At 30.9% G+C, this 24,813-nt stretch carries 22 protein-coding genes; 18 read left to right on the top strand and 4 right to left on the bottom strand.

What is annotated here, in order from left to right; all coding sequences use genetic code 11:
* Window positions 1-32: 32 nt before the first annotated feature.
* On the bottom strand, window positions 33-2,402 hold the full coding sequence (locus AC5YGA_RS05260) for an autotransporter outer membrane beta-barrel domain-containing protein (RefSeq protein ID WP_415308080.1): 2,370 nt from the start codon (window positions 2,400-2,402) through the stop codon (window positions 33-35).
* Window positions 2,403-2,541: 139 nt separating this feature from the next.
* Between AC5YGA_RS05260 and AC5YGA_RS05255 the strand changes: the two genes are divergently transcribed.
* Genes AC5YGA_RS05255 through AC5YGA_RS05225 form a run of 7 tightly spaced genes read left to right on the top strand, consistent with a single transcriptional unit; the run spans window position 2,542 to window position 11,631 of the window.
* Window positions 2,542-3,555, top strand: a complete 1,014-nt coding sequence (locus AC5YGA_RS05255) for a type IV pilus twitching motility protein PilT (RefSeq protein ID WP_415308079.1) — start codon at window positions 2,542-2,544, stop codon at window positions 3,553-3,555.
* Window positions 3,518-4,252, top strand: coding sequence for a pilus assembly FimT family protein (locus tag AC5YGA_RS05250; RefSeq protein WP_415308078.1), 735 nt, complete (start codon window positions 3,518-3,520; stop codon window positions 4,250-4,252). Before AC5YGA_RS05255 ends, AC5YGA_RS05250 begins: the two co-directional genes overlap by 38 nt.
* Entirely contained in the window at window positions 4,237-4,824 is a 588-nt protein-coding gene (locus tag AC5YGA_RS05245) for a type IV pilus modification PilV family protein (protein ID WP_415308077.1), read from the top strand. Before AC5YGA_RS05250 ends, AC5YGA_RS05245 begins: the two co-directional genes overlap by 16 nt.
* Window positions 4,824-5,711: a PilW family protein gene (locus AC5YGA_RS05240; protein ID WP_415308076.1), complete on the top strand. Its 888-nt coding sequence runs from the start codon at window positions 4,824-4,826 to the stop codon at window positions 5,709-5,711. Before AC5YGA_RS05245 ends, AC5YGA_RS05240 begins: the two co-directional genes overlap by 1 nt.
* 8 nt (window positions 5,712-5,719) lie before the next feature.
* The gene (locus tag AC5YGA_RS05235; RefSeq protein WP_496169984.1) at window positions 5,720-6,499 is read left to right on the top strand and encodes a PilX N-terminal domain-containing pilus assembly protein; all 780 of its coding nucleotides are present in this window, start codon (window positions 5,720-5,722) and stop codon (window positions 6,497-6,499) included.
* A 3-nt stretch (window positions 6,500-6,502) separates the two neighbouring features.
* On the top strand, window positions 6,503-7,042 hold the full coding sequence (locus tag AC5YGA_RS05230; RefSeq protein ID WP_415308074.1) for a hypothetical protein: 540 nt from the start codon (window positions 6,503-6,505) through the stop codon (window positions 7,040-7,042).
* A gap of 17 nt (window positions 7,043-7,059) precedes the next feature.
* Window positions 7,060-11,631, top strand: a complete 4,572-nt coding sequence (locus tag AC5YGA_RS05225) for a PilC/PilY family type IV pilus protein (protein WP_415308073.1) — start codon at window positions 7,060-7,062, stop codon at window positions 11,629-11,631.
* 11 nt (window positions 11,632-11,642) lie between these two features.
* On the opposite strand, the gene AC5YGA_RS05220 is transcribed toward AC5YGA_RS05225, so the two are convergent.
* Window positions 11,643-12,407 (bottom strand): prepilin peptidase, encoded by a 765-nt coding sequence (locus AC5YGA_RS05220; RefSeq protein WP_415308072.1) that lies wholly within the window; start codon window positions 12,405-12,407, stop codon window positions 11,643-11,645.
* Between the two features lie 351 nt (window positions 12,408-12,758).
* Between AC5YGA_RS05220 and AC5YGA_RS05215 the strand changes: the two genes are divergently transcribed.
* The 9 genes from AC5YGA_RS05215 to AC5YGA_RS05175 all read left to right on the top strand — a co-directional run bounded on the left by AC5YGA_RS05215 (window position 12,759) and on the right by AC5YGA_RS05175 (window position 23,014).
* On the top strand, window positions 12,759-13,307 hold the full coding sequence (locus tag AC5YGA_RS05215) for a hypothetical protein (RefSeq protein WP_415308071.1): 549 nt from the start codon (window positions 12,759-12,761) through the stop codon (window positions 13,305-13,307).
* Window positions 13,307-14,542 carry an MFS transporter gene (locus AC5YGA_RS05210; protein ID WP_415308070.1) on the top strand — a complete coding sequence of 412 codons (1,236 nt, stop codon included), beginning with the start codon at window positions 13,307-13,309 and terminating at the stop codon, window positions 14,540-14,542. Before AC5YGA_RS05215 ends, AC5YGA_RS05210 begins: the two co-directional genes overlap by 1 nt.
* 600 nt (window positions 14,543-15,142) lie before the next feature.
* Complete coding sequence (gene pilM / locus AC5YGA_RS05205; RefSeq protein ID WP_415308069.1) at window positions 15,143-17,386, top strand: pilus assembly protein PilM; 2,244 nt, start codon at window positions 15,143-15,145, stop codon at window positions 17,384-17,386.
* Window positions 17,387-17,391: 5 nt separating this feature from the next.
* Window positions 17,392-18,060, top strand: coding sequence for a pilus assembly protein PilO (locus AC5YGA_RS05200; RefSeq protein ID WP_415308068.1), 669 nt, complete (start codon window positions 17,392-17,394; stop codon window positions 18,058-18,060).
* 31 nt (window positions 18,061-18,091) lie between these two features.
* Window positions 18,092-18,484 carry a hypothetical protein gene (locus AC5YGA_RS05195; RefSeq protein WP_415308067.1) on the top strand — a complete coding sequence of 131 codons (393 nt, stop codon included), beginning with the start codon at window positions 18,092-18,094 and terminating at the stop codon, window positions 18,482-18,484.
* Window positions 18,474-20,012: a type IV pilus secretin PilQ gene (gene pilQ, locus AC5YGA_RS05190; RefSeq protein WP_415308066.1), complete on the top strand. Its 1,539-nt coding sequence runs from the start codon at window positions 18,474-18,476 to the stop codon at window positions 20,010-20,012. The genes AC5YGA_RS05195 and pilQ overlap by 11 nt, the downstream gene beginning before the upstream one ends.
* Before the next feature lies 1 nt (window position 20,013).
* Window positions 20,014-21,774, top strand: a complete 1,761-nt coding sequence (locus tag AC5YGA_RS05185) for a GspE/PulE family protein (RefSeq protein ID WP_415308065.1) — start codon at window positions 20,014-20,016, stop codon at window positions 21,772-21,774.
* 9 nt (window positions 21,775-21,783) lie between these two features.
* On the top strand, window positions 21,784-21,930 hold the full coding sequence (locus AC5YGA_RS05180) for a hypothetical protein (protein WP_496169983.1): 147 nt from the start codon (window positions 21,784-21,786) through the stop codon (window positions 21,928-21,930).
* Between the two features lie 91 nt (window positions 21,931-22,021).
* Window positions 22,022-23,014 carry a type II secretion system F family protein gene (locus AC5YGA_RS05175; RefSeq protein WP_415308063.1) on the top strand — a complete coding sequence of 331 codons (993 nt, stop codon included), beginning with the start codon at window positions 22,022-22,024 and terminating at the stop codon, window positions 23,012-23,014.
* Here AC5YGA_RS05175 and AC5YGA_RS05170 read toward each other — a convergent pair.
* Complete coding sequence (locus tag AC5YGA_RS05170) at window positions 23,011-23,424, bottom strand: ATP-binding protein (RefSeq protein ID WP_415308062.1); 414 nt, start codon at window positions 23,422-23,424, stop codon at window positions 23,011-23,013. The two genes, AC5YGA_RS05175 and AC5YGA_RS05170, sit on opposite strands and share 4 nt — an antisense overlap.
* A complete protein-coding gene (locus AC5YGA_RS05165; protein ID WP_415308061.1) occupies window positions 23,424-23,723 on the bottom strand; it encodes an STAS domain-containing protein in 300 nt (99 codons plus the stop codon). The genes AC5YGA_RS05170 and AC5YGA_RS05165 overlap by 1 nt, the downstream gene beginning before the upstream one ends.
* Before the next feature lie 146 nt (window positions 23,724-23,869).
* On the opposite strand from AC5YGA_RS05165, the gene AC5YGA_RS05160 reads away from it, so the two are divergent.
* Together AC5YGA_RS05160 and AC5YGA_RS05155 are read left to right on the top strand one after the other, a co-directional pair.
* Window positions 23,870-24,352 carry a pilin gene (locus tag AC5YGA_RS05160; protein ID WP_415308060.1) on the top strand — a complete coding sequence of 161 codons (483 nt, stop codon included), beginning with the start codon at window positions 23,870-23,872 and terminating at the stop codon, window positions 24,350-24,352.
* Between the two features lie 18 nt (window positions 24,353-24,370).
* A complete protein-coding gene (locus AC5YGA_RS05155) occupies window positions 24,371-24,793 on the top strand; it encodes a type IV pilin protein (RefSeq protein ID WP_415308059.1) in 423 nt (140 codons plus the stop codon).
* Window positions 24,794-24,813: the final 20 nt, after the last annotated feature.

The following is a 24,813-nucleotide window of genomic DNA, read 5'->3' as shown; positions in this document are numbered from 1 at the left end:
TTAAGATTTTATTTATATCATTATTAAATTGGCTAAAATTTATTTGAAACTTCTATATTTGCTCCATAGTCAGAAATTTTAGTAAATAAATTCATATTAGAGTTTAATTTGAGATTAAAATTATTGATGTCTTTTACGTAACTTAATTTTGCAGAATTATTTGATAAAGGATCAAAATCAAAAGCAAACTGTGTATCCTCCTCTTTTGAATTGCTAATTTTAATTATAAGATTCTCATTAATAAAAGTTCGATCACAATCTGTTCCTGTATTAACACATCTTTTATCATTTAAATTAATTATCCTTTGATAATCAAAAAATATAGTTAAACCATTTTCAGCTATTTGCTCAAAACCAATGTTGGTCTTTAATTTTTTTTTTGAATATTTGCTAATTATTTCTTTATTTACACTAGTTGAACCTACATTCTGATATTTATAGGTAATATCATCACTTAGATCATAAATAATTTCAATCCCTCCCATTGGTTGAAAAGTCTTCCCGTCTTCCTCATATTTTTCCATTTCAAATAAAAGACCACCAGCAAATTCACCACTTACAAATGTATCTTCATGAAAATGAACATCTTGATTCGACGGACCTATGGTTTGACGACCCTTGGTTTGACTTATAAAATCTGTAAATTCAGATAATTGCGTCACTCCATAAGTAAGTTTTCCTGTAGGAGTAATATTAAGCTTACTATATGCATTTTTAGTTCTGTAATTAATGGATGCAAATGCTTGTTTTCCATTTCGATTACCTGATTTGTCTCCTGAGTATTTATTGTCAAATCTTAAGGCACTTAGGCCCAAAACTGTATTTATATACTGGTTGTTGATTGTTGGAGTAGTACCATAAATATTCAATGTCAAAGACTTTAGATCAACATTTCGAACAGAATTTCTAATATTTGATGCACTATCAGCATACCTTACTGCCAAGCCAAAAAACTTATTATCTCCAATTTTTCTATCTGAACCAAATGTTATACCTTTTGTTTTAATACCTTTTGCTTTATCTAAAAGTGTTTGCTCAAAATCTCCTATTGATACATCCACTATACTCCATGATGACCATTTAGATTTCTTCTTTTCCTCTTTATTTAAAGTATTGCTTACAAGTGATACTAAATTATTTTTTAATGAGGGTTCAAACTTACTTACTAAAGATTTTAATAAAGGATTAGGGTAGTTTATATTAATATTGTGACTAGATAAATTCTCATTCTTTCTATTTCTTTTTATCCATTCAAATCTTTTAAAAATAGTTGAAACATTTAAACTTATATTTTGATTAGACAATTCAACTTGAGAAGCAACAGAGGCGCTTGCATCAAATACACAGGCCACTAAACCATAAGGACACTCTAAATTATATTGATTTATCTGATCTACCCCACCCCCAGTTTGAATTTGAACGATATACATATGCATTCCATCGCTTGAAAAAGAAAATCCTCTTGGCATTCCATAGCCTGTGGATGTGTTACCAAAATCACCAACATTCCATTTTCCGGCAAATTTTGCTGTTGATATATCATAATCTTTTCCTAATCTAAAATAATGAATATAACTTTTATCTCTAGGTGCAGCATCATTTGACATTAAAATAAACATAGCACTCCCAGTATCATTAAATTCAATATCACGTCCTACATCATTTGGACCTGCTGTTAACTCAAGACCCATTGATGTTAAATCTAATTCACTTATTTTTGTCTTTGAAGAAACATCGTAAGGACCAGGCAAAGACCAAGTGGTAACTACTGGAGCGTTATTTGTAGAATTCAATGTAAAAACTTTTGTTCCATCTCTATTTAGCGCAAAAGAATCTTTTTCATTTGAAAAGGAAAGTTTTCCAACATAAGTTGCCGTTGAAAAATCATTTGTTGTAGATAAATCAAACCTACCTAACTCTCCATTTTTATCCAATATAAAAAATTTTCCACCACTTGATACAATCTGTATATTTTCTAATACTACATTCATTGCTCCACTAGCTGTAACCGAAGGTGCAAAACCATCTAGATCATCACAATCATTACTGCCATTATCAGTTTTAATTGAGGTCAGATCAAAAGGTGTGCTTAAAGTATTCATAGATAAGTTAAGAGAATGTTGCATACTAAGATTTGCTGTAAATACTTGAAGACCATCATCACTAAATTGAACATCATGAGGATCCGTCGTTCTGTCATTATTAAGAGAAGCGCTAGTTTGAGAACTTGTACAGTTTGCGTTTCCAGATGGAATACGACCATCTACCCAAGTTACTGTTAAAGCTGCAGCAAGGGCTAGTGATGAAAAAAATAAACTAAATAAAATTAAAAATACTTTAGGTTTAAGAACACTTTTTATAATTAGTTCTTTATTTTTTCTTAAAAAAAAAAAATTTAACATTTTTGTGGACTTAAGTTTTTTCAAAATTTTGAGCATGAAAATGCATTAGTACATCCCTGAATTTTTTTTTTAGTATTAGCAAGCCCAAATTGGGTGACCTCTAATGGTAATACTCTTGTTTATTGTGTAAAAAATATTGATGTTTGAAAAATTAGAAGAATTAGCAAAAAACAATAAAAAAATCTCAGATTTTCATATCCGAAGTGGCTCACCGTTAGCTTACAGACAAACAGGTGAAGTAGTTACGGTTAAAGATATTGTTGTAAAAGCACAAGATCTTCAAGATCTTATGTCGACAAATTGTAATGAAACAGAAACAAAAAAATTCCAAGAAACCCATGAATTAGATTCTGCTGTAATGTTAAGTGGATTAAGATTTAGAGCTAACTTTTATAAAACAATTAATGGACCCGCTGCAGTTCTTAGAAGAGTAGAAAGTGTAATTCCTGAAATGTCACAATTTGATTTACCAGATGTTCTTTATGATATTATTGATATGCATAAAGGATTAGTTCTAGTCACTGGACCAACAGGGTCTGGAAAATCAACTACGCTTGCAGCAATTATAAATGAAATTAATAAAACAAGAACAGCACATATTATTACAGTTGAAGACCCAGTAGAGTTTGTGCACAAAGATGCAAAAAGTATTGTTTCACAGCGTGAAGTTGGAAAACAAACACAATCATTTGCAAGTGCTTTAAAAGCAGCTTTGCGTGAAGATCCAGATGTTATTTTAGTTGGTGAGATGCGAGATCTTGAAACAGTTGGTCTAGCCTTAACTGCTGCAGAAACAGGTCATTTAGTTTTTGGAACATTGCACACTAGTGGAGCACCCAATACTATTAATAGAATTATTGATGTATTTCCTCCAGAACAACAAGCACAAATTCGTGCGCAAATTTCTACTTCATTAAAAATGGTAGTAACTCAAAGATTATTAAAAACAAAAGATGGTCAAGGCCGAGTTGCTGCTTTTGAAGTTATGAAGTGTACAGCTCCAATCCAAAACTTAATACGTGAGGCTAAAATTCACCAAATCCCAAGTATCATGCAAACTTCAGTTCGTGATGGTATGATTACAATGCAAAAATCTTTAGAAGAACTTGTTAATAATGGGAAAATTGATCCAAGTGCAGGAAAAGAACATTAAAGGTTTTAACCTCATAGAGCTTTTGGTTGTGATTGCAATTATATCAGTAATTTCAGCAGCAGCTTATCCAAATTTTTCGTCTTGGAAAAAAGCAAGAGAAGTAAGGGGAGCCGCTGTAAAAATAAAAAGTTTATTCACAAATATTAATTCTCAAGTTCAAAGAGGATTGTATGGATTTGTCCAAGTAGAAGTAAAAGCAACAACAGGCGAGGTAAAAGTTATCTCGAAGGGAATGAAATTGAGTAACCTTGCACAAAAAATTAATGATAGTGAGGATGATTGGAATAAAGACCAAACTTCAAGATGTGCTCTTGTTCAGGATTGGGATGATGAAGGATCCTCCAAAATAATTGAAACAATAGATCCAGAAACCGAAGAAGTAGTAGTAGAAATGATACCTAATAATAAATTAGAAGTGGCCGAGTTAAAATTTGATGATATAGCGGTAAATTTTGAAGCCAAGTCAGGAACCGTTTGTTTTTCTAAAGATGGGTCTTGGTATAGTACTGCTGAGAAGTTTGATTCATCGGGAGCGTTTTATATTTGTGAAGGTAAAGAAATAAAATGTGATGTTAAAGATAATGGAGATCCAAACGATCTAGATCACGATAATTTATTTGCATTAAATTGGTCTAGATTTGGCAATATTACTCTAGAAAAATGGAGCAAATCTAAATCAGAATGGATTTTACAATAAATAAAATGATTAAATTTTCAAATAAAAGAAAAAAACAATCAGGAATCACTATTTTAGAGTCTTTAATCTCCACCGCAATTATAGGAATAGGATTTGTTGCTATTTTTCAAATGGTGAACTTTTCGGTTCAATCTATTGATAGTTCTAGCGAAAGAACCAAGGCAAATTATTTAGTAAGCATGATAGCAGAAGATATTATAGCTCACAAAATAACAGATACTAGTTTTGAACGGATCGAAGGATGTGGTCCTAAAATAAATACTATTGAATCAATAAAACCAATTTATGAAACAGTTGTAGAAGATGCTGGGGAAAATAAAAAAGAAAAATGGAATAGCATTTTTAAAACTGACAGATACCTTAAATGTAAAAGTGAAAAAGATATTAAAGATGTAAAAATTTTTCAAATATGTAAAACAGGATGTGACTATACCTCATCATATGAGGAAGACGAGTCAGATATTCATGCTGAAGTTTATGATGAGATGTTTATAGGAAGAGTGCAAGTTAATATGAACGATGGAAAGAAAAGAAGATTTTTATATTTCACTGCTGATTACACACTTAAATAATGATTAAAAAAAATAAATTAAAAGATATTGCTGGAATAACTCTAATAGAAATTATGATTGGAGTGGTTATCTCAGCTATTATGATGGGAGCGATGTATACAACTTACAGCATTGTAAATAGTAGTTATACTCAAGTCACAGACCGTGCAAAAATTAGTCGTTCTGGAAGAGATATTATTGCAATGTTGATTAGAGATATTAGGTTGGCAGGCTTTAAATATCATTATGGTGTAAACACTGATGATATATCAAAACAAGATAACCTTGAATATATTTCGGGTAGTAGTGATATAAAAATAAGTCATGATCCAATTATAGTAATAAAAGATGAATTAGGAGATGCAACAGAAACAGACACAGCTATATCTAAAAACGAAGAAGCAGATTTATGTTGTGATAAAATTCATATTGTCTATGGGGACTTTAATCAAAATGATACACAACCTTACAAACGATACAGAGTTACGTACTACGCTAAACCAAGTGGGGATAATGAATATTATGCTGTTTATAAATCAAAACAAAGTTGGATACAGTCTAGTGAAAGTGTAACAGGTAACTGGTCCAGTAGTTGTGCTGAATGTTTCTCTGGTGAATTAATTAGAGATCACTTAGTGGATATGGAGTTTATAGTTTTTGATCAGCAAGGAAGAACTATCAATCCTCCTCCAAGACCAGACACTAGTAGTAGAGTGGATCTTTATAATATTAAAGCTGTAGACATAAGATTAACTTTTAGATCAAAAAATGAGTTTTATAGATTTAATGCAAAAGATGACAATCCAAGACTTGTAAAAGGACTTGGAGAAAGAACGCGTAAATTTTTGGATAGGTATTTAAGAGACTCGGTTGTCGTCACTGTGAATACAAGAAATATTGGTAGTTAAGGATAAAAATGATGAATAAAAATGAAAAAGGATTTGCTCTAGTTCTGTCACTTATACTTTTGCTTGTGATGTCACTTATGGGTGGAGCTTTAATAGTTATTTCTTCAGGAGATCATCAAAGTAACAATACTAGTGATCAATACCAGCAAGCATTTTATGTAGCAGAAACAGGCCTTTTAGAAGGAGAAAAAAAAATAATTAATCAATTTTTGGGACCATGGACACAAAAAACAGATATATCTGGACCAGGAGAAGAAGCTACAAAAGATGAAACAGATGCTCATGCTTTATATTTAAACTCTTTAACAGCAGATGAGGGAGGGGATGTTAGACATACAAATGACAGATCTTTACCAAGAAATCAAATAAATGCCATAGACACAAATTGCTTTAAAAGCTTTAGAAATATTAAAAGAGCAGATTTTCAAGTAACCCATCATGTTGTAAATCAAAATTTTGGAAAGCTGATTGAGCCTATTTTTGGAACTCCTGGGGAAGTAGATCCCCTTACCACAGGTGATGTCAAAGTTATGGAAAAGCTTACAAAAGAAAAAGAATATTTAAAAAGATTTAGGTATGAATTTTTTTCAGTTAATATTGGAAGTGCGCCTTATCTTGGAACTGGTTCAAGTATTAAAAAAACATCTAATAATTCTCAATCATTAGGAACAGCTTATAAGATATATGCCTGTGGTATTATGGTTGCCCAAGGTACTGAACTTGATGATTATGATGGTGAGGAAGAAATTATTATTCCGTTAGAAACAGTAATGGTTATGCCAAATTAAAATATGAATAAAATTTTAAAAAAAATTATGCAGATATTAAAGATAACATCCATTTCCTTGGTATTTCTTTTAGTTTTAAACAAAGCTAGTTTTGCATGTGATTTTCTTTCTATTAACATTGGTGGCAACAAATCTCAAATTGAAAAGTATTTTGGACCCATCGAGACAGATGAAGAAAATACAGAGGAACCAAATGATGTCACAACTGTTTCAGCAGAGATTGATCGTTTTTGTCCTAATTCAAATCTAGGTAATTCTTTTATTCAAGCGTTTATTGTAAATGATAAAATTGCTGGAATTATAGTTGGAGTATTAAATGGAACGGATAATGAGGAAAGTAAAAAACAGTTACTTTATAATTATGTGATCAGCAATTATGGTAAAATTGAAAATAGCAGTAGACCAGACTGGACAGGTTATAAAGCGTGGAAAATTGGTGGCAAAGAAATCATATACGGTAAGTGGTACTACAGAAAAAAATTTTTAATTGAAGAATTACAAATATCAAATGCAGAATATAAAGATTATTTAATTATTGAGTAAAAAGGAATGATAAAAAAATGTATAAGTTTTTAAAAATTATAATTAGCAATCTGTTTATTATACTTGTTGTATTAAATCAAAATGCTATCTCTAAACCTTTGCCTCCAGGCTCGGGTGCAGGAGATGTTCCAGCTAACATATTAATACTTTTAGATAGCTCTGCTAGCATGAATAGAAAACTTAGTTCGGGTAGTGGAATTGATAATCCAAATGATATAGTAGAAGATTCAGCAGGTAACCTAATTGTAGGTGAAGGAAATTTAGGCTTTATAAAAATTTTAACAGCTGACAATACCGTTGATCCATCTTTTGCACCTACAACTGCCAATCCATTAGGTAACAGAAATTTTAGAGGTTCTGCAGGGGATACATGTACTTTAGATGGAACTAATAATTCTATAGTTGGTTCTATACGGCACTTAAGTCTTGCAACTAGTGTTTTGGGTGTATCAGGGGATGTGATTTATGGTACTGACCAAGGCAGTAATCCAAAAATTGTAGGAATTAATACATCTGGAGAATGTATTGAAGTTATTACTAATGCTGAGCTTGGAAATTTTAGACCTTTGGCGATGGAAGTAAGAACTATTGGTGGTGAAGATCATTTATTTGCATCTGGAAAAGTGTTTCAAAATGGCATGCGAAAACGTTTTTATACTAAAAATTTAACGACAGGTAACACTTCAACTTGTGGAAGTGATTATGGTGGAACTTTGGGTAATGTCATTGAAAAAGGATTTGACCTTACGGTCGATAATAGTGGAGGCTTTATATATTATACCTTCCAAGGACACATCTATGGATATGCACTAACTAAAACTGGAGACAATTATTGTCCTAGTGATGAAGACCATGATAGATATTATAGACAAGGCAGTTCAAACACTTCTCATCGAAAAGCTGAGGCAATTCAGGTTTCTCCAGATAGCGATTCTATAATGTATGTTGCAAGTTCTAATAAAGATGTAGTTCAAAAAGTAAGTCTTACAGGAGATAGCACATTAACCTCAGTCACACTTGCAGGAAGAGATAGTGAAGCTGAAAATACCGCCAGCGCTGGTGCACTTAGTGCAGCCGAAGTTAATTTGAAGGGTCCAAAAGCTTTGTTTGTTACTTCTACAAAAGTGTGGGTGTCAGATAATAAAGCAACGATTCAAGAATTTGATGAAAACAAATTTACAGTAGCCAATATTGATACTTCATGGCAGGCTGAATATGGTGGAAAAAAAGAGACTAGATTTGAAGGAGCTAAGAGAGCTATCAAAGCAGTTGCATCCGACTCTTCGTTAACTGCAGGAGCTAATTTTGGTTATGGGTTTTGGAATGCCGGGGTATTAGGTGAAGGAAAAGGTAATATAAATACAGTAGGTAAAGGATATTACTGCCATGTCGTTGATGGTTGTGATTATTATAGAGGCTGGATTGGAGAGCATCCAGAAGGAAGATCTCAACTTTTTAACAGTGACTCAGGTATATCTGTAGGAATTAGCAAAGAGGGTGCTGCACAAATACCTGAGGCACTTGATGCTACATCTTTACAATGGGGAACAGATGCTAATGCTTTTGCACAACTAGCTGATGAATATTTTGAGCAACACAAAGATGCATTAAATTTAGAAGGTAGTGAAGCTGAAGAAGCTGACTGCCAAATAAGTTATGTAATTGTTATTGGTGATGGTGAATGGACACATGGTGAACAAGCAGTAGAAAAAATTCGATCATTGAGACAAAATTTGGGTGTAAAAACTCTAGTAGTTGCTTATGGTGGTGGACTTAATGCTTCAGGACTTAGAAAATTTGATGCAATGGCACTTGCTGGTTCATGTGACGATGCAGGCTCACCAGATTGTCAAGCAAGAATAGATGCAGACACTCCTCAAATGTTAAAGACAGAGCTAGCAAGTAAAATACAACAAATTATAGCTGAAAAATTATCTTTTACCGCTCCATCAATTACCGCAACCATTCAAGAAGGGGGCTCTTTATACCAAGCACAGTTTGAATATATTCAGTATGGAGAATGGCGAGGAACTATCAGTAGACAAAGTGTTAAAGGTGATGGATCTTTAAATACAGAATCAAGTGAGGAAAATTGGAATGCAGCAGAAAAATTAAAAAATAGGAGTAACGAGAGAAACATTTGGACTACTCTGCCAGACAACTCATATATAGGAAATTGGAATAATTGGACAACAGATGACAAATATTTATCAGATATAGAAAGTCTTTTTGATTTAACTGGAAATTCAATTTTAGATTATCATAATACCACATCCAATTGTTCAAGTGCTGATGATGTAGAAGATGGAATAAATGATGATATTAAGGGATTAATTAACTTTGTTCGAGGTATAGATTATTTTGATTATGATGGAGACTGCAATATAATTGAAAAAAGAGCGCATTTATTGGGCGATGTTTATAATTCACAACTGGTAGAAGTTGGACCTCCAGATGCAAATTCAAATTTTACAGATGTCAATCAAGAGGCTTATTGGAGAGCTAAAAACAATTACCAATCTTTTGTTAGTGCAAATCAATCTAGACAAAACGTTATTTATGCGGGAGCAAATGATGGAATGCTACATGCATTTAATTCAATTACGGGAGAAGAAGAGTGGGGTTTTATACCTCCCTTTATTGCATCAAAACTACCAACGATAATAAATAAAGCTTATGATGGAAAATTTGCAGGGGATCCAGGTGGAACCAATCCAATTTTTGGTGTTGATGGTTCACCAGTTGTTCATGACATGTATATACAAGGACTAAATGCAGATGGAGCTTATGAAGAAGGTAAAAGCTGGCGTACTATATTAATGATTCCCTATGGGAGAGGAGGAGCCGGTTTTTCTGTATTAGATGTTACTAATCCCATTATCAATGGTGGTCAAGGACCTCTGCATATGTATTCAGTTTTTAATGATCATGTAAATAGTAAAGTTTTAGTAGCTGATAACACGGGTCAGATTACAGAATATCAATATACTCAAGCAACTATAAATATAGATAATTCAGAAGAAGCTAAAATAGCATCTGAAAACCAAAATACAGCAGATGCTGCTGACTCAGACACTTGTGAAGATGACAATAGCTGCACTCAACAAGATGCCATCGCTGCTTGCCAAACAAATGCTATAGCTTCTGGTTCATTTAGAGTTAACGGAACAGCAGCTTGTTTTACAGGTTCAACATTCATATTTGATATAGAGGTTCCCTCAGATGGTGCTGGTAATGTTAGTCAAGATGATCTTGTAGTTACTGAAATAATAAATGGAGATAAAGTTAAAATAAATTTTGCAAGCGCTAGTATGGTTGATGGTTTTCTGAAAGTTGATTTTGGAGCTGAAAAAACTTTCAACGTAGGTACAGGCGATGCATCAACTAATCAAATTGTTTTACAAACTTCATGTTCATCAGTTGGTACAGACCCAGTTGGATATGACTATAGCCAACTAGGAGAAACTTGGTCAACACCAAGAATATTTAGAATCCCTGCACAAAAAGGTGATGCAAATATTAATGATGATAAATATGTGGCAGTAATGGGAGGGGGCATGGGAAATACTTTTGTATGCTCAGGATCAAATGTATTCCTTGTAAATTTAGAAGATCTTGAAAATCCAGGTAGTATTTTTGGTGCAGCGATTAATCAAGGAGCAATTAATATCATTGACACTGATACTAGTGATATAGCAAATGCACTTCCAACAACCCCTGTTGTTATTACACCAGATTTAACACGAGGTGTTCCTTGGAGAGGAGCTATGGTTTATTTTAATGATCTTGAAGGAAAAATTACAAAAATTAACTTAACAAACCAAACAATTAATAATGCTGAACTTTATGATCAAACAACATTATTCAAATTAAATGCAACAGTTGAAAATGGTCGATATAGCTATAAATCAATGGATGCCACAATTGGAAGAGATACAAATAATTTTTGGCTCTTTGGTGGAACTGGTGATTTTCAAAGAATTGGTGACAGGAGTAATGGGATGGACAACATTTTATATGGTGTAAAAGATGAGGATTTTCCATACTTTAAGCACTTAAATGGAGTTAATATTCCTGGACAATTGGAGGGTAACTTTGAGGAAGAAGCTAAGAAAGGTGCAGATGCAGCTAACGATATTGATGATACAAACGTTTGCGTTAATACTACTGATGCTACTGGAGTGCTTTGTCTTCCTGGACCTAATGAACAAGCTTGGGTTATTAAATTGGATCCAAATGAGCCAAAAAGATTTAGAAAAGTATCAGCACCGCCTACAGTTTATAAAGGGAATGTATTTTATCCAATTTACGAACCACCTGAAGGAAATAAATGTAATATAGGTAAAGCGTTTATTTGTTCAGCTGATGATGAATGTGGAACTAACAATTCATCTGAACTAGGTGCGGTAATAGCAGGTGAGGATTGTTTATTTGTTAGAAGAGGAATATTGTCTGAATTAACAATATTTGCAGACACACTTTATGGTAACGTAGCAGGACCTGCTGAACAAGAAGATACATTATTTATTCTCTCTACTAATGCAGGAGAAGTTACTACTTACAGAAGATCTTGGAGAGAAAACTACTAATAAAATTTTTTTTATAATAAAAAACTTTTAATTTGGTTGGAGAAGGACACGTAAAAAATAGCTGCAATAATAATATAAGGTCCAAAAGGAATTTGAGAAGACATCTTTCTTGATTTATTAATTAGTGATGGCAAAACAAATATTAGAGCAACAACAGAAGACATAAAAATTGTAAAAGGAATACTAAACCAGCCAAACCAAAAACCTACTACTGCTAATAATTTAGCATCACCAAGACCCATACCCTCTTTTTTTCTAACTTTTTTATAAAAAAAAATGATCAACCAAATTATTAAATAACCAAAGACACCCCCAACTAAAGAATTGATATAATTTGGAAAAATTGTTTGATTTAAATTTGGATCAAAAGATTTAAAAAATCCCATGATCATTAAAGGAAAAGTTAATTCATTTGGAATTATAAAATGTTTTAAATCTATAAAAAAAATAATAATGAAAAAAACACTTAATATTGATAATAATAAAGCAGCAAGGGTTAGTCCAAAAAAATAATAGATTGATACAAAACTAATAGCAGTGATTAATTCAACTATAAAATATTGTGAATTAATTATTTTTTTACAAAATCTGCATTTACTCTTTAATAATATAAAAGATAGTAGGGGAATATTATCATACCAAATAATTTTTTTTTTACAGTTAGGACAAGAGGATCGCCCTGTAACTATACTTTTATTTTTAGGTAAACGATAAATACAAACATTAGCAAAACTTCCACAAATAATGCCAAAAAAAAATAATGCTAGATAATACACAAATTAAATTTTTATTTGTGAAGCAAAATGTAAAAATCCATCTATAGAGTATTGTATGAATAATGCCATGTCTTGAAGATGTAAATAAAAATTCGGTGAGTTAATAATAATTTCCATAGATGCATAAAAATATCCTAATAAAATGTAAATTACAATTTCATTGTCTAAATTTTAAAACACAATTGACTACGTTGGTATTCGTTTAATCTTTTGAGCACAATTTAATATATTAAAAAGACAAAAATTGTATTCATAATAGTAATTTTTTCTTGATAAAACTTACAAGACAAAAGTATACATTGACACAAACCCAATTTAGGCGCTATGTAAACCCATTATAGGCACATTATCATGACAATAGATAAAGAAACAAACGAAAACATTAAGACTATTTCTTCCGAGGAAAAAAGAGATATTGAAGGAGTTAATGCACCAGCTTTTTCAAAAGGATTATATGACTGGCTAATGTTTTTATTAGCCTACTATTCAAGAATAAGAGAAAATTTAAAAATTGATTTTGAAACTTTTATTATTCTTCAAGTTGTTGTTAGTCATTCACTTTATCACCTGAACAAAGATGGAATTAAAAAATTTACTGAAATTCAAAAAAATTTTGATCTAATGTCTATGTCTAATTTAAGCAAAATTAATAAATTAGCATTTGCTAGTATTGCAGAAGTACTACAGTTACCAAGAGAAACTGTTCGTAGAAAAGTATTACAGCTAGAGCAAAAAGAAATAGTAAAAGTTGATGATGTTAGTGGAATTATACTTGGGCCTGCTTATAAAACAATTTATAAAGAATTTGTTTCAAAAACCACAATAGATACGAGCACCTTAGTTAAAAGATGGAATAGAAATGGAACACTCGAGAGATTATTGCAAATGGATAAAAAATAGTGGGTAAATTGTTTTATGCACTTTATGACTTAGCTAATTCAGCTTATACTATTATAGTTGTAACATTTATCACATCAGCATATTTTGCAAATCAAATTGTAGGCAATCCACAACTTGGTGCAGCGTACTGGCAGTGGACAGCTGGACTTTGTGGAATACTAGTTGCGATAACGGGTCCTTTACTTGGAAACTTAGCTGACAAAGAACCTAAAGGTAAAATTAATTTATTACACACCTTTACTATCTTTTGTGTTTTATTCACAAGCTTGTTTTGGTTTGCTAAACCATCAGTAGATTATATATGGTATGCATTAATTATTTTTTTACTATCAAATTATTTCTATGAAGCAGCTGTAATTTTCTATAATTCACTATTAAAAAGCTGTTCAAATGAAAAAAATATTGGAAGAACATCGGGCTTTGCATTTGCTTTAGGATATATTGGATGTGTTCCAATATTATTATTTTCATTATATGTTTTTGTGTTACCTGACACTATTCCTTTTGGTTTAGATAAAAGTAAATTTGAAAATATAAGATTTATTCCTGTTATTGCTGCGATTTGGTTTTTAATTTTTTCTTATCCCATGATAAATTACTTTAAAAATCATATTGAATACAAAGAAAATAGCGATCCAACTCCCATTTTTAAGAAACTTATTGCATTGATATGGAAAAATAAATTTACAAGTACTGGAAAGTTTCTTTTAGCTAGAATGATCTATTCAGATGCTCTGATTGTTTTAATTGCAGGAGGAGGTGTTTATGCTTCTGGTGTTTTTGGTTTTACTTCAGGAGAGTTATTAAAATTAGCTATTTTTGCAAACTTGGTTGCATTCGTAGGAGTTTTACTGGGTGGGTATTTAAATGATAAAATTTCATCAAAAACTATTATTTTAACTTGTATTTTTGCATTAACGTTATGTGTTTTTTACTCTTCAATTATTGCGCAAACTAAAACACAATTCTTTATCAATGTTATGGTTATATCTCTTTTTATAGGATCAATTCAAAGTGCAAGTCGTGTTATGATGACAGGATTATTAAAAGCTGACGATCAAGGAAGTGGCTTTGGATTATTTAGCTTTTCAGGTCGAATTACAGCATTTGCAGGACCTTTATTAGTTGGAACTATGACTTTCTTCTATTCTCAAAGAATAGGGCTCTTATCTATCAGCATTTTCTTTATTTTAGGCTTTATTTTGATGCTTTTTGTAGAAAGAGACCAAAAATAGAAAAAAAACCTCTTAAAAAGCAAATTTTCTTAAAATACAAATAGATCATATTTAGAGCAAATAAGGATACTTTTTTTTTATAAATAAAAATTTCAAAAATTGTAGATATTTAAAAATTAAAAAATAAACTCTAACACAAATCTAATATCTCTAACACAAAAGTTATAATTCTAAATAAAAAGGAAAGAAATCAATTTTCTTGATTTTTTTAATTTAAAATAAAATTTATTTAGTTGAATTACTCTAACACAATATCAAATTGCTCTAACACAATGTTAAAATTACTCTAACACAAAAAAATTTCCTTATTTAAGGAAAAATTGCGAATTTATAATAAAATTAAATATTTCCTCTTATTTTTTATACTCTCAATTTTAAATTGATAATTTTACCATTTTTGATTTCAATAAATTAAACATTTTATTTTCATCACCTGCGATTCAATTTAATTATTAAAATTTTAAAAAGGATTAATTTTTTCAATTTTTTTGAAATTTTGATGCGCCACCCACTTTAGGTCCACAACTTATGATTACATTACTATTTTGTGTTAGAGATTCGTAAGTTTGGTGTTAGAGAAAAAATTTTAATATAATAATTATGGACGAAGACAATAAAGACATTATCAATAATAACGAAAAGATTAGTGAAAACACCAAGACTGATGAGAATCAATCACAGGGTGAATCTAGTTCTGTTGATGTTAATCCATCTGCGACGTTAGCTGAAAACCAAGAGGAAACACAACCCAAAATTGAAGAAAGTAACGACCACGAGGTAATTCACAAAAAAGATGGCAGGTTACACATATATATCAGGCAAGATAAATATAAAGGTGAACTAAAATCAAAAAACTTTGTTGGCAGACTTTATGTTGATGGAAAACAAAAAATTTCTTCATCAGGAACACCTAACCTTGAAGGGGCTATACCAATATTGGAAAAATGGTTTGATGATATTCATGCAGAAAGCAAAAAGGAAGAACGGGTTCATCAAGAAACAATAGAGGAAATAAATGAACAACCATCTGTATTATCAGAACAAACAAAACCTGTAACAGCTTCACAAAATGTTACTGCTCTAGTTGAGAATAAAGAAGTTTCAGAGTCAAAAATAAATTTAAGTATTCTTGAAAAATTTAAAAGTATTAGATTAAAAAAAATAAGTTTTGAAAAAAAAGATTTAACGAAAAAAATTTCTGCACTAGGAAAAAATAATTTTGTAGGAAAGGTTGAAAGTTTTTTTAAAGCACGACTTGGAAAAAAGTCTGCACAAGGCGAAGAAATTTTAGGCATAGAACTTAACAATACAGAAATAAGGTTAGCTCAAATTTCAACCAATAAAGAAAATCAGTGGGTTCTTGATAAATTTTTTATACATCCTATTGTTTTACCTGATGAAACTTCTGTTTTAGAAAATGCTGATCATGTAAGTAATGAATTAACGATAGCTTTACAAAAAGCAAAAATTGTAACAACAAATGCTGCAATTGCAATTCCAGTAACGAGTGCGATTATCCGTGTAGTAACAGCTCCATTAATGACTGAAGAAGAATTAGCAAAAGCAATTGATACTAATTCACTTTGGGAAAACTTGGTTCAACTAACTGACAACCTAGATGATTATTCTATTTTTCATCAAGTAATAAATAGAAATCAAAAAGAAAATACGATGGATATTTTATTTGTTGCATCAAAATTGTCTGACATAAATAATTATACATCCATAATTAAAAATAGTGGTCTTAATCCAGTAATTATTGATGTTAAATGTTTTGCATTAAAATCAGCAGTCGATCAAATTAATCAAATTTCTAGAAGTACAGAAGATGCTAATTTAACAGCTGTATTAGAATTTGGTTTAGATGAAAATTATGTAATGATTTTATATAATAATAACCCAATTATAACTGATATTTTTTTAAGAGGTCAGGATAGAAAAGTTTTACTAGAGTCAGAAAATCATGAAGAAAGAGAAGCTTTAAGTAGAAGGTTTATTACACAAGTAAAACAAGCGATACAAGACTTTGAAACAAAATATGAAAAAAGAATTAGAAATATAAAAGTAGTTTCAGATCTACCAAACGTAGATATTTTTTTAGGAATTTTTAGAAAAGATTTAATTAACGTAGGGTTTAAGTTATTTGATCCACTAGATGGTTTGAAAGTTCCACAACAATTAAATCAAGCTATTACTTTAAAAAATCGATCCTATTTATCAACAGTTATTGGGCTTGCTTTTAGAAAATTAGACGTCTTTGGGTATTACAAATTTGTAACTGCAGTCAAAAATATCAATCTATTGCCAAATAGAAAAAGTTTAATTAAAGAAAAGAAAATAAAAGCTGTTTCAAATTTTGCATTTAAAGGGGTAGTAGGAGGAGTAATAGGGATTTATTTAATACTTTTCACATTATCTTTTTGGAATATTCATTCTTATAACAAAAAATTAAATAATTATGAAAATGTTCTTTCAATGCACGTTGTTAAAACAAAAGAAAAAACAAAAAGCACTAAAGAGTTGGGTTTAATTACAAAAACTTTAAAATTAAGTAAAAGTTTAAAATCAAATAAAGAAATTAGTTATAGAGTTTTAGCACAAATAGCATCGAGTGTTCCTAATAGAGTAAAATTTGAGTCTGTAGTCTACAATGGGAAAAGCCAAGTTATAATTCAAGGTGTTGCTGCTAGTGATCAAGATATTTTAAGATTAATTGGCAATTTAAGTAGTAAAAATTTAATTCAACAAGCATCGTTAACTTCAATGCAACTACCAAATAGTTCCAATAAAACAGGACAAGCTAGCAAAGGTTTTAAAATTTTCGTTAAAATTAAAAAAGGATAAAAAAGATGGACTTAAATAATTTAAAAATAGAAGATTTAAAAGCAAAAGTTTTAACTTTTACTGACGAAAAGACTCTTATAAAAAGTGGAATTGCTTTCGGAGCAATTATTTTTTTTCTAATTATTTATTATTCTATTTTAAATCCAATTGTAAATTCAAAAAAAATTAAACTAGATGATATGATTGTTAAACAAAATGAAATAATCGAATTCACTAAAAAAATAAAAGCAAACAAAAGTAAGATAAAAAAACTAGAACCTGATTATGAAAAATATTCTACATTATTTCATTCCAGAGCAGAAGTTGAAGGGCTTTATCAAACCCTAAGTGAATTTGCAGGACAAAATGGTTTGGTTATTTCAAAAATAGAAAAGAAAAAACCAGAAGCCATTAGTAGATCAGATATTTTAGATAAAAAGAAAAAGAAAAAGAAAAAGAAAAAGACGACCAAAAAGAAAAGTGTAAAAAATATAGCTTATTATAAAATTCCTGTGGATTTTGAAATTACAGGTAATTTTTTAGGCTATATTAAATTTAAGAGACAAATATCTCTGTCAAAGAAAATGCTTAATTTTGACGAAGAATCAATAAAAGTTGTGCAAGGAACTTCAGCTGGCACAATAAAAGTTGATGGAACTTTAACTATTGTAGGATTAGCAAATGATTTTTTTTAAAACTATAACCTTATTTCTGGTGTTGCTTTTTATGAGCATTACTCCAAACAATGTAATAGCCGATAGTCACGATGTGGGAAAAAATACTGAGGAACCATTACCTTTAAATGACCCTTTTGCTGGAAACTCTTCTTTAGGAAGTGGAAGTGGAACAAGTATAATTTCAACAGATCAAACTGGGGAACGTGAAGAAATGAGTTTATATAATTTTAAACTTGTTGGAGTTATTTCAGGCTCTATTGAGAGTTATGTTTCTTTAGTTAATGCTTCAGGTGAAATTATAACTCTGCAATTACAAGAAGAATTAAGTGATGGAGTAAAGTTAGTTGATATGACACTGAATGAAGCGGTATTTCAAAAGGCAGATGGTACCTATATGACAATTAATTTTAAAAATAAAATAAAGGAAACTGATGAATTTTAGATTAATAAAAATATTTGTTTTGTTTTCTTTTTTAGTACTCAGTTTAACTGGCTGTGCTTCTGGCCAACTTGGGAAATCGAAGACATTTAAACATAATACCCCTTTAATAAAAGAGGATATTAAAAAATCTGGAACAATTGAAATTGATAAAACAGTTGAAATGGGACCTAAACCTAAATTTGAGAATATAGATTTATTAGAAAAAAGAAAAAAAATATCATCTCAGAAAACACGAAATTACTTGCTTATACCTGACGAGTTTAAACTTTTAAAACAATCGGTAACTCTTAATTTTAAAAACTTAGATTACAATGAAGCCATGAATTTAATGGGTAAAATTGGAGAAATTAATATATTAGTAGGCGATGAAGTTGCGGGAGCTATTTCAGCAGAATTAGTTGATGTTCCATGGGATAAAGCATTCAATGCTTTGTTAGATATGAAGAATTTTGCAGCTGATATTGATGTGGCAAGCAATCTTATAAGAGTACACACTCCATCAACTTTAACTGGACAAGAAACTTATAAATCAACAAGAGCTGCGGCTGTTAAGAAAAAAGTGGAACTTGAGGATTCAGTTGAGCCAATTCTCTCAGAAATTTTTAGACTTTATTATATTAGTCCTGCACAAGCTAAAAAAACTATAACTGAACTATTTACTTCAGTGGGAGACTCTTCTTATTCTCCAATTCAAATAACAGAAGAAACGACTACAAGATCCATAATCGTTAGAGGAAAAGAAAAAGACTTAGATGTAGTTGATAAAGTTATTAAAGAAATTGATGTAAGAACTAAACAAGTTTTAATTGAAGCATTTATCGTAGAGGCAGACTCATCTTTTGAACAAGCATTAGGAACTAGGTTAGGTGGAGCATATTCAAGAAAGGGTAAAAAAATAGGTGGCACAGGTGCAAGCAGTATTACCTCAACAGGAACTGGTCAGTCTTCAGCAGCCATAGGAAGTGCGTCTGATGCTTTAACAGATTTTGCTGCAGTTGGTGCAACAAGTGGCATAGGTATTTTAAGACAAACTGGATCAGCAGTATTGAAAGCAGAAATTACAGCTTTAGAAGTGTTGGGCAAAGGTAAAACTATATCCAATCCAAAAGTTTTTACTTTAGATAATCAAGTTGCAACAATCACACAAGGAGAGGAAATATCTTATCAAGCTACTGGGTCTGAGGGAGCAGATACTTCATTTAAAGAAGCAGCATTAAAATTAACAGTTACACCGAGTATTATTGGAGATGGTAACGTACTATTAGAAATTATGGTCAACAATAACACTGTAAATAGAGCAAATGCTGGTGAACCATCAATAAATAAAATGGAAATTTCAACAAAGCTTTTAGTGGCAGATGGAGATATTGTTGTTATTGGTGGAATTAAGAAGAATAAAGTATTTAGTAGCAAATCACAAACACCAGGTGTTGGAAATTTACCAGTTCTAGGAAATCTATTCAAAGGCAAAAGTAAATCAGACAAACTCGATGAATTGTTAATATTTATAGCACCAAGGATATTATAAAATGCTTAAAATCAGCAGAGAAAGTGAGATTAATCTTATTAATGTTTTAATCGATCATGACATTATATCGGGTAAAGATTTACCAAATATTAAAAAGGTAAGTAGCGAGGGCAACAAATCTCAAATTGATGCTGTCTTTGAACTTAAACTTACAGATGAAGATAAGATTTTAGATGTACTTGTTAAGGAACAAAATCTTGAAGTAGTAGACTTATCAAAAGTTAATATTACTGAAGATATCAAAGCTGTACTTCCTTCTAATTATATAAATATGAATTTTGTTGCACCATTTAAAGTTGACGGCAAAACACTTCATATTGCAATACCAGATAGTTCTAAACTTGGTTTAATGAGAAATTTAAAAGCCATAACAAAAAAAAATATAGAATTACATGCGGCTAAAGTATCTCAAATTTCTGAATTTATTGAAAAACTTCTTAGTGAAAGTGGGGATGTAACTACAGCAACAATTAGGAAAGAAAATAAAGATAATAGAGAAAAAATAAAAACATTTGACTCTGAATTAGGTGATGTTGGAGAAGTTCTAGATAAAGCTCCAGAAGAAGATATTGAAGCATTAGAAAATGAATCTGAAGTTATAAAATTCAGTACCGCTGTTGTAGCAGAAGCAATTAAATTAGGAGTGAGTGATATTCATATTGAACCTTATCGATTTAATTCAAGAGTTCGTTACAGATTAGATGGAATGCTTTCAGTACAAGACCATTATACAGAATTTTTACATGACAATTATGGAGCTGTAGTAACTCGTTTTAAAATAATGGGAAAATTGGATATTGCTGAAAGAAGACTACCACAAGATGGAGCAATTAATTTTAAGATAGAAGGAAAGGTGGTTGATTTACGTTTATCAATTTTACCAACTGCAAATAACGAGAGAATTGTAATGCGTGTTTTAAATAAAGATGCAGGAGATATTACACTTGAACAATTAAATTTTGATGAAACTGATTTAAAAATTTTAAGAAAAAATATTCACAGCACACAAGGTCTAATACTTGTTACAGGACCTACGGGCTCGGGTAAAACAACTACACTTTATAGTATTTTAAAAGAAGTGAGCAAACCTCATTTAAATATTTTAACAGCCGAAGATCCAGTTGAGTATGAATTAGATGGAGTGGCTCAAGTTCAAATTAAAGATGATATTGGTTATAGTTTTTCCACAGCTTTAAGATCTTTTTTGCGTCAAGATCCTGAAATTATTTTAATAGGAGAAATGCGAGATAAGGAAACGGTTGACATAGGTTTAAAGGCAGCTCTTACAGGACACCTAGTGTTTAGTACTCTGCACACTAATGATGCACCAAGTACAATTACAAGATTACAAAATATGGGTACTCCAGATTATTTAATAAGTGCTGCGTGTTCTCTTGTTTTAGCTCAAAGACTAGCAAGAAAAACTTGTACTGACTGTAGAGTGCCAGATGATGATGTAAATCCGAAAGTGTTAACTGATATTGGTTTTACTCCTGAACTTGCTTCTAGAGTTAAAGCAATTAAAGGCAAAGGTTGTCCAAAATGTAAAAATTCTGGCTACAAAGGAAGAATGGGAATTTATGAAATATTAAATGTTACAAAACCTATTAAAGAAGCAATATTAAAAAAAGCAACAACACCTGAGTTAAAAGCAATTGCTATTAAAGAAGGTTTTCAAACCATGCAAGAAATGGGTAAAAGAATGATTGCTTCTGGAGATCTTAATTTTAGAGAATTTGAACGTGTTTTATCAAGTTCATAATTATAATTAATGGAATTTTATACATATAAGGGTATTTCAGCAGGTAAATACGTAGAAGGAGAAATAGAAGCCTTAAATCAAGATGAAGCTTCTCACAAATTAAAAGAGCAAAAATTAATTATTACTAATTTAGTAAGATCTAAAAAAAAAAGATAAAAAAACTAAGAAAAAAGGTGAAGGATCCTCTTTTTTTAAGCAAAAAATTAAACCTCAAGATATTGTAATTTTTTCAAAACAGTTTGCAACAATGGTAAAAGCAGGTTTACCCATTCTTCAAGTATTGGATATGTTGGCCAGTCAACTTGAAAATCCTTCGCTTAAAGAGATTGTTGCAGAAATTAAGAAAAAGCTTGAAGGAGGAACAACTTTATCAAAATGTTTTGAAAGTTATCCAAAAATTTTTGACAATATTTATGTAAATTTAATTAAAGCTGGAGAGGCTAGTGGTAAATTAGATGTGTTTTTATTAAAACTAGTTGAGTCATTAGAAAAAAAAGAAAGAATTAAGAAAAAAATTAAAGGTGCTTTAATGTACCCAATGGTGATGTTTACCGTAGCAATTACGGTTATGGTATTCATGTTAATTAAGGTCGTTCCTGTTTTTGCAAAAATGTATGACGGAATGGGAATTGCGTTACCTGGAGCAACAGCAGGTATTTTGGCCGCTAGTGATTTTATGAGAGGTACGGGTGGATTGATGACTTTTCTTATTATCTCAGGAACTATTATTGCCTTTAGATATACCGTATCTAAGAATGCAGCGTTTCGATATAAATGGCATGCAAAAATTTTAAAATTACCAATTTTTGGAGATATGATTAAAAAATCTTTATTAGCAAGAATTTCATTGATCATGGGTAATTTAAGTGCTGCAGGTGTAAATTTATTAGAAAGTATAGATATTGCTAAATCTGTTAGTAATAATGATTGTGTTACTTTAGCTTTAGAGAATGTTAAAAAGGGAGTTTTCTCTGGAGATACACTTACAAAACTTTTTTTAAAAGAACCTTTATTTCCACCAACGTTTAGTCAACTTATTTCCGTTGGTGAGCAAACAGGAAGTTTAGATGAAATGTTTACTTCTGTTGCAAATTATTATGAAGAAGAGTTTGATACAGCGGTAGATAATATGTCTACTTTAATCGAACCGATCATGATTGTTTTTATGGGAATTATGATTGGTGGATTAATGATTGCGATGTATGCACCAATATTTAATGTTGGAGCATTAATTGGTTAGATTGTTTTTGTTAAAACAAGATGGTTAACCCAACCTTTTTGGTTTTTTTTAAAAATAGCCTCATCCATAATTTGTTTAATAAAAAAAGTACCTAACCCTCCGGGCTTGATATCATCTAATTTTCGGTGCTGAATATTTTCAGGTATGACAGGTTTTCCTTTATCAAAGAATCCTATTTCTAATTGATTATCTTTAAATGAAATTTTAATTTGCATTTTATCATTGGTTTCTTCTACATCTTTATAAGCGTGCTTGACTATATTTTGAGCAGCTTCTGCAATTGCTAAAACTAATTCATCTTTTTGCTCTTGAGGCAAATTTATTTTTTTAAAAACCTCTCTTGAAAATATTCTAACTTCTTTAAGATTGGAACTATGTACTACAAAGTCTTTTGATTCTGATAATGTCATTACTCTAGATTTAATATCTGTTCTAACTTTGCCATCATGATTACCTTTAAGACAGATTTACTAATTTCTTTTATAATTACTTTCGTACCTTTTTCTAATGCTTTTTGATGGCTCTCAATAAGAACAGAAATTCCTGATGAATCCATATAGGAAACATCTTTTAAATTAATATGAACTTCTTTGCCCGCTTCAACTAAAGGGAAAATAATTTCTTTGGCTTTCTCAGTTACATCCATGTCTATTTCTCCATCTAGAAAAACGGTACTGATGTTGGCATTTTCGCTAATTTTATAAGTCATATTTTAAAAGGTGATAACATCAATTTTTTACCACATAAATCAAGAAAATATACCCATTATGGGTGCATGACCGGCTATTTTCTTAGATTAAGAGGTTATTATTGACTGAATTAAAAAGAGTAAAAATTAATTAAAGGAAATTATATATGAAAAAAAATAATAAAGGTTTTACATTAATAGAATTGCTAGTGGTTGTAGCAATTATAGGAATTTTAGCAGCAGTTGGTACAGTTGCTTATAACGGTTATACTGCGGGCGCAAAAAAATCATCTGCTAAATCCAATCATGCATCTGTTGTAAAATACATAGCTGCAGAGGATCAAAAATGTAATATTGGTGAGGATAAAGCAATGAGCGATAACCTTACATGTTCAGGTCGAACTGGTGCTATGGTGATTGCTGCTGCTAAATTAGCTTTGGCAGATTTTAAAAATCCATATGACACAAATTCTGATGCTGTAAGAGACGATGAAATAGCATATGCTGCAAAAGTGGACATGGGTTTTGTTAACTTGGAAGCTGATGGTGATGAATTAACAATTACAACTTGTTTTCAAAACGATTGTGCAGCAACAGCTGAGGGTGAACCAGCAAACACAGTTGTAAACACAATTGAAGTTGGTGAATAAAACCAAGATCTAAAAATTATGATCACTAAAAGCTCAGGTTTTAGTTTAATTGAGCTTTTAGTGGTTGTAGCAATCATAGGAATTCTTTCAGCAGTAGGTATTGTTAGTTACAACGGCTATGTTTCAGGAACAAAACAAAAGTCTGCAGAAAATGTTATGCAGCAAATATCCTTAGCACAAACAGAATATTATTCAGATAACAGTGAATATTTTACAGGAAGTGAAGGCGATAGCTGCTCACCAGATATTGGTGTGCCACCTTCAACTGGTAATACTTCAATAGAAATTGAAGACGCACTGTTTGGTGGGGGAGATGTAATTACAAAAGAAGCTGGTTATGACATGTGTATAGCTAAAGATGGGACAAGCTATATTGTGACAGCAACCAATGGCGACAAAACATTAACAATGACTGCTAACGGAACTTGGACGGGCAAGTAATTTAAATTGATAAAATATTT

It is taken from the genome of Candidatus Pelagibacter sp. uisw_091 (genome assembly GCF_059512525.1).
This window is presented reverse-complemented; position numbering and strand designations above follow the sequence as displayed.

What these genes read in the sequence shown, in the direction of transcription:
- AC5YGA_RS05255 (WP_415308079.1), top strand. Translation starts at nt 2,542, where the DNA reads ATGTTTGAAAAATTAGAAGAATTAGCAAAAAACAATAAAAAAATCTCA.
- AC5YGA_RS05165 (WP_415308061.1), bottom strand. Translation starts at nt 23,723, where the DNA reads ATGACTTATAAAATTAGCGAAAATGCCAACATCAGTACCGTTTTTCTA.
- AC5YGA_RS05260 (WP_415308080.1), bottom strand. Translation starts at nt 2,402, where the DNA reads ATGTTAAATTTTTTTTTTTTAAGAAAAAATAAAGAACTAATTATAAAA.
- AC5YGA_RS05245 (WP_415308077.1), top strand. Translation starts at nt 4,237, where the DNA reads ATGGATTTTACAATAAATAAAATGATTAAATTTTCAAATAAAAGAAAA.
- AC5YGA_RS05240 (WP_415308076.1), top strand. Translation starts at nt 4,824, where the DNA reads ATGATTAAAAAAAATAAATTAAAAGATATTGCTGGAATAACTCTAATA.
- AC5YGA_RS05155 (WP_415308059.1), top strand. Translation starts at nt 24,371, where the DNA reads ATGATCACTAAAAGCTCAGGTTTTAGTTTAATTGAGCTTTTAGTGGTT.
- pilQ (WP_415308066.1), top strand. Translation starts at nt 18,474, where the DNA reads ATGAATTTTAGATTAATAAAAATATTTGTTTTGTTTTCTTTTTTAGTA.
- AC5YGA_RS05250 (WP_415308078.1), top strand. Translation starts at nt 3,518, where the DNA reads ATGGGAAAATTGATCCAAGTGCAGGAAAAGAACATTAAAGGTTTTAAC.
- AC5YGA_RS05170 (WP_415308062.1), bottom strand. Translation starts at nt 23,424, where the DNA reads ATGACATTATCAGAATCAAAAGACTTTGTAGTACATAGTTCCAATCTT.
- AC5YGA_RS05195 (WP_415308067.1), top strand. Translation starts at nt 18,092, where the DNA reads ATGAGCATTACTCCAAACAATGTAATAGCCGATAGTCACGATGTGGGA.
- AC5YGA_RS05235 (WP_496169984.1), top strand. Translation starts at nt 5,720, where the DNA reads ATGATGAATAAAAATGAAAAAGGATTTGCTCTAGTTCTGTCACTTATA.
- AC5YGA_RS05185 (WP_415308065.1), top strand. Translation starts at nt 20,014, where the DNA reads ATGCTTAAAATCAGCAGAGAAAGTGAGATTAATCTTATTAATGTTTTA.
- AC5YGA_RS05180 (WP_496169983.1), top strand. Translation starts at nt 21,784, where the DNA reads ATGGAATTTTATACATATAAGGGTATTTCAGCAGGTAAATACGTAGAA.
- AC5YGA_RS05225 (WP_415308073.1), top strand. Translation starts at nt 7,060, where the DNA reads ATGTATAAGTTTTTAAAAATTATAATTAGCAATCTGTTTATTATACTT.
- AC5YGA_RS05200 (WP_415308068.1), top strand. Translation starts at nt 17,392, where the DNA reads ATGGACTTAAATAATTTAAAAATAGAAGATTTAAAAGCAAAAGTTTTA.
- AC5YGA_RS05230 (WP_415308074.1), top strand. Translation starts at nt 6,503, where the DNA reads ATGAATAAAATTTTAAAAAAAATTATGCAGATATTAAAGATAACATCC.
- AC5YGA_RS05160 (WP_415308060.1), top strand. Translation starts at nt 23,870, where the DNA reads ATGAAAAAAAATAATAAAGGTTTTACATTAATAGAATTGCTAGTGGTT.
- AC5YGA_RS05175 (WP_415308063.1), top strand. Translation starts at nt 22,022, where the DNA reads ATGGTAAAAGCAGGTTTACCCATTCTTCAAGTATTGGATATGTTGGCC.
- AC5YGA_RS05215 (WP_415308071.1), top strand. Translation starts at nt 12,759, where the DNA reads ATGACAATAGATAAAGAAACAAACGAAAACATTAAGACTATTTCTTCC.
- pilM (WP_415308069.1), top strand. Translation starts at nt 15,143, where the DNA reads ATGGACGAAGACAATAAAGACATTATCAATAATAACGAAAAGATTAGT.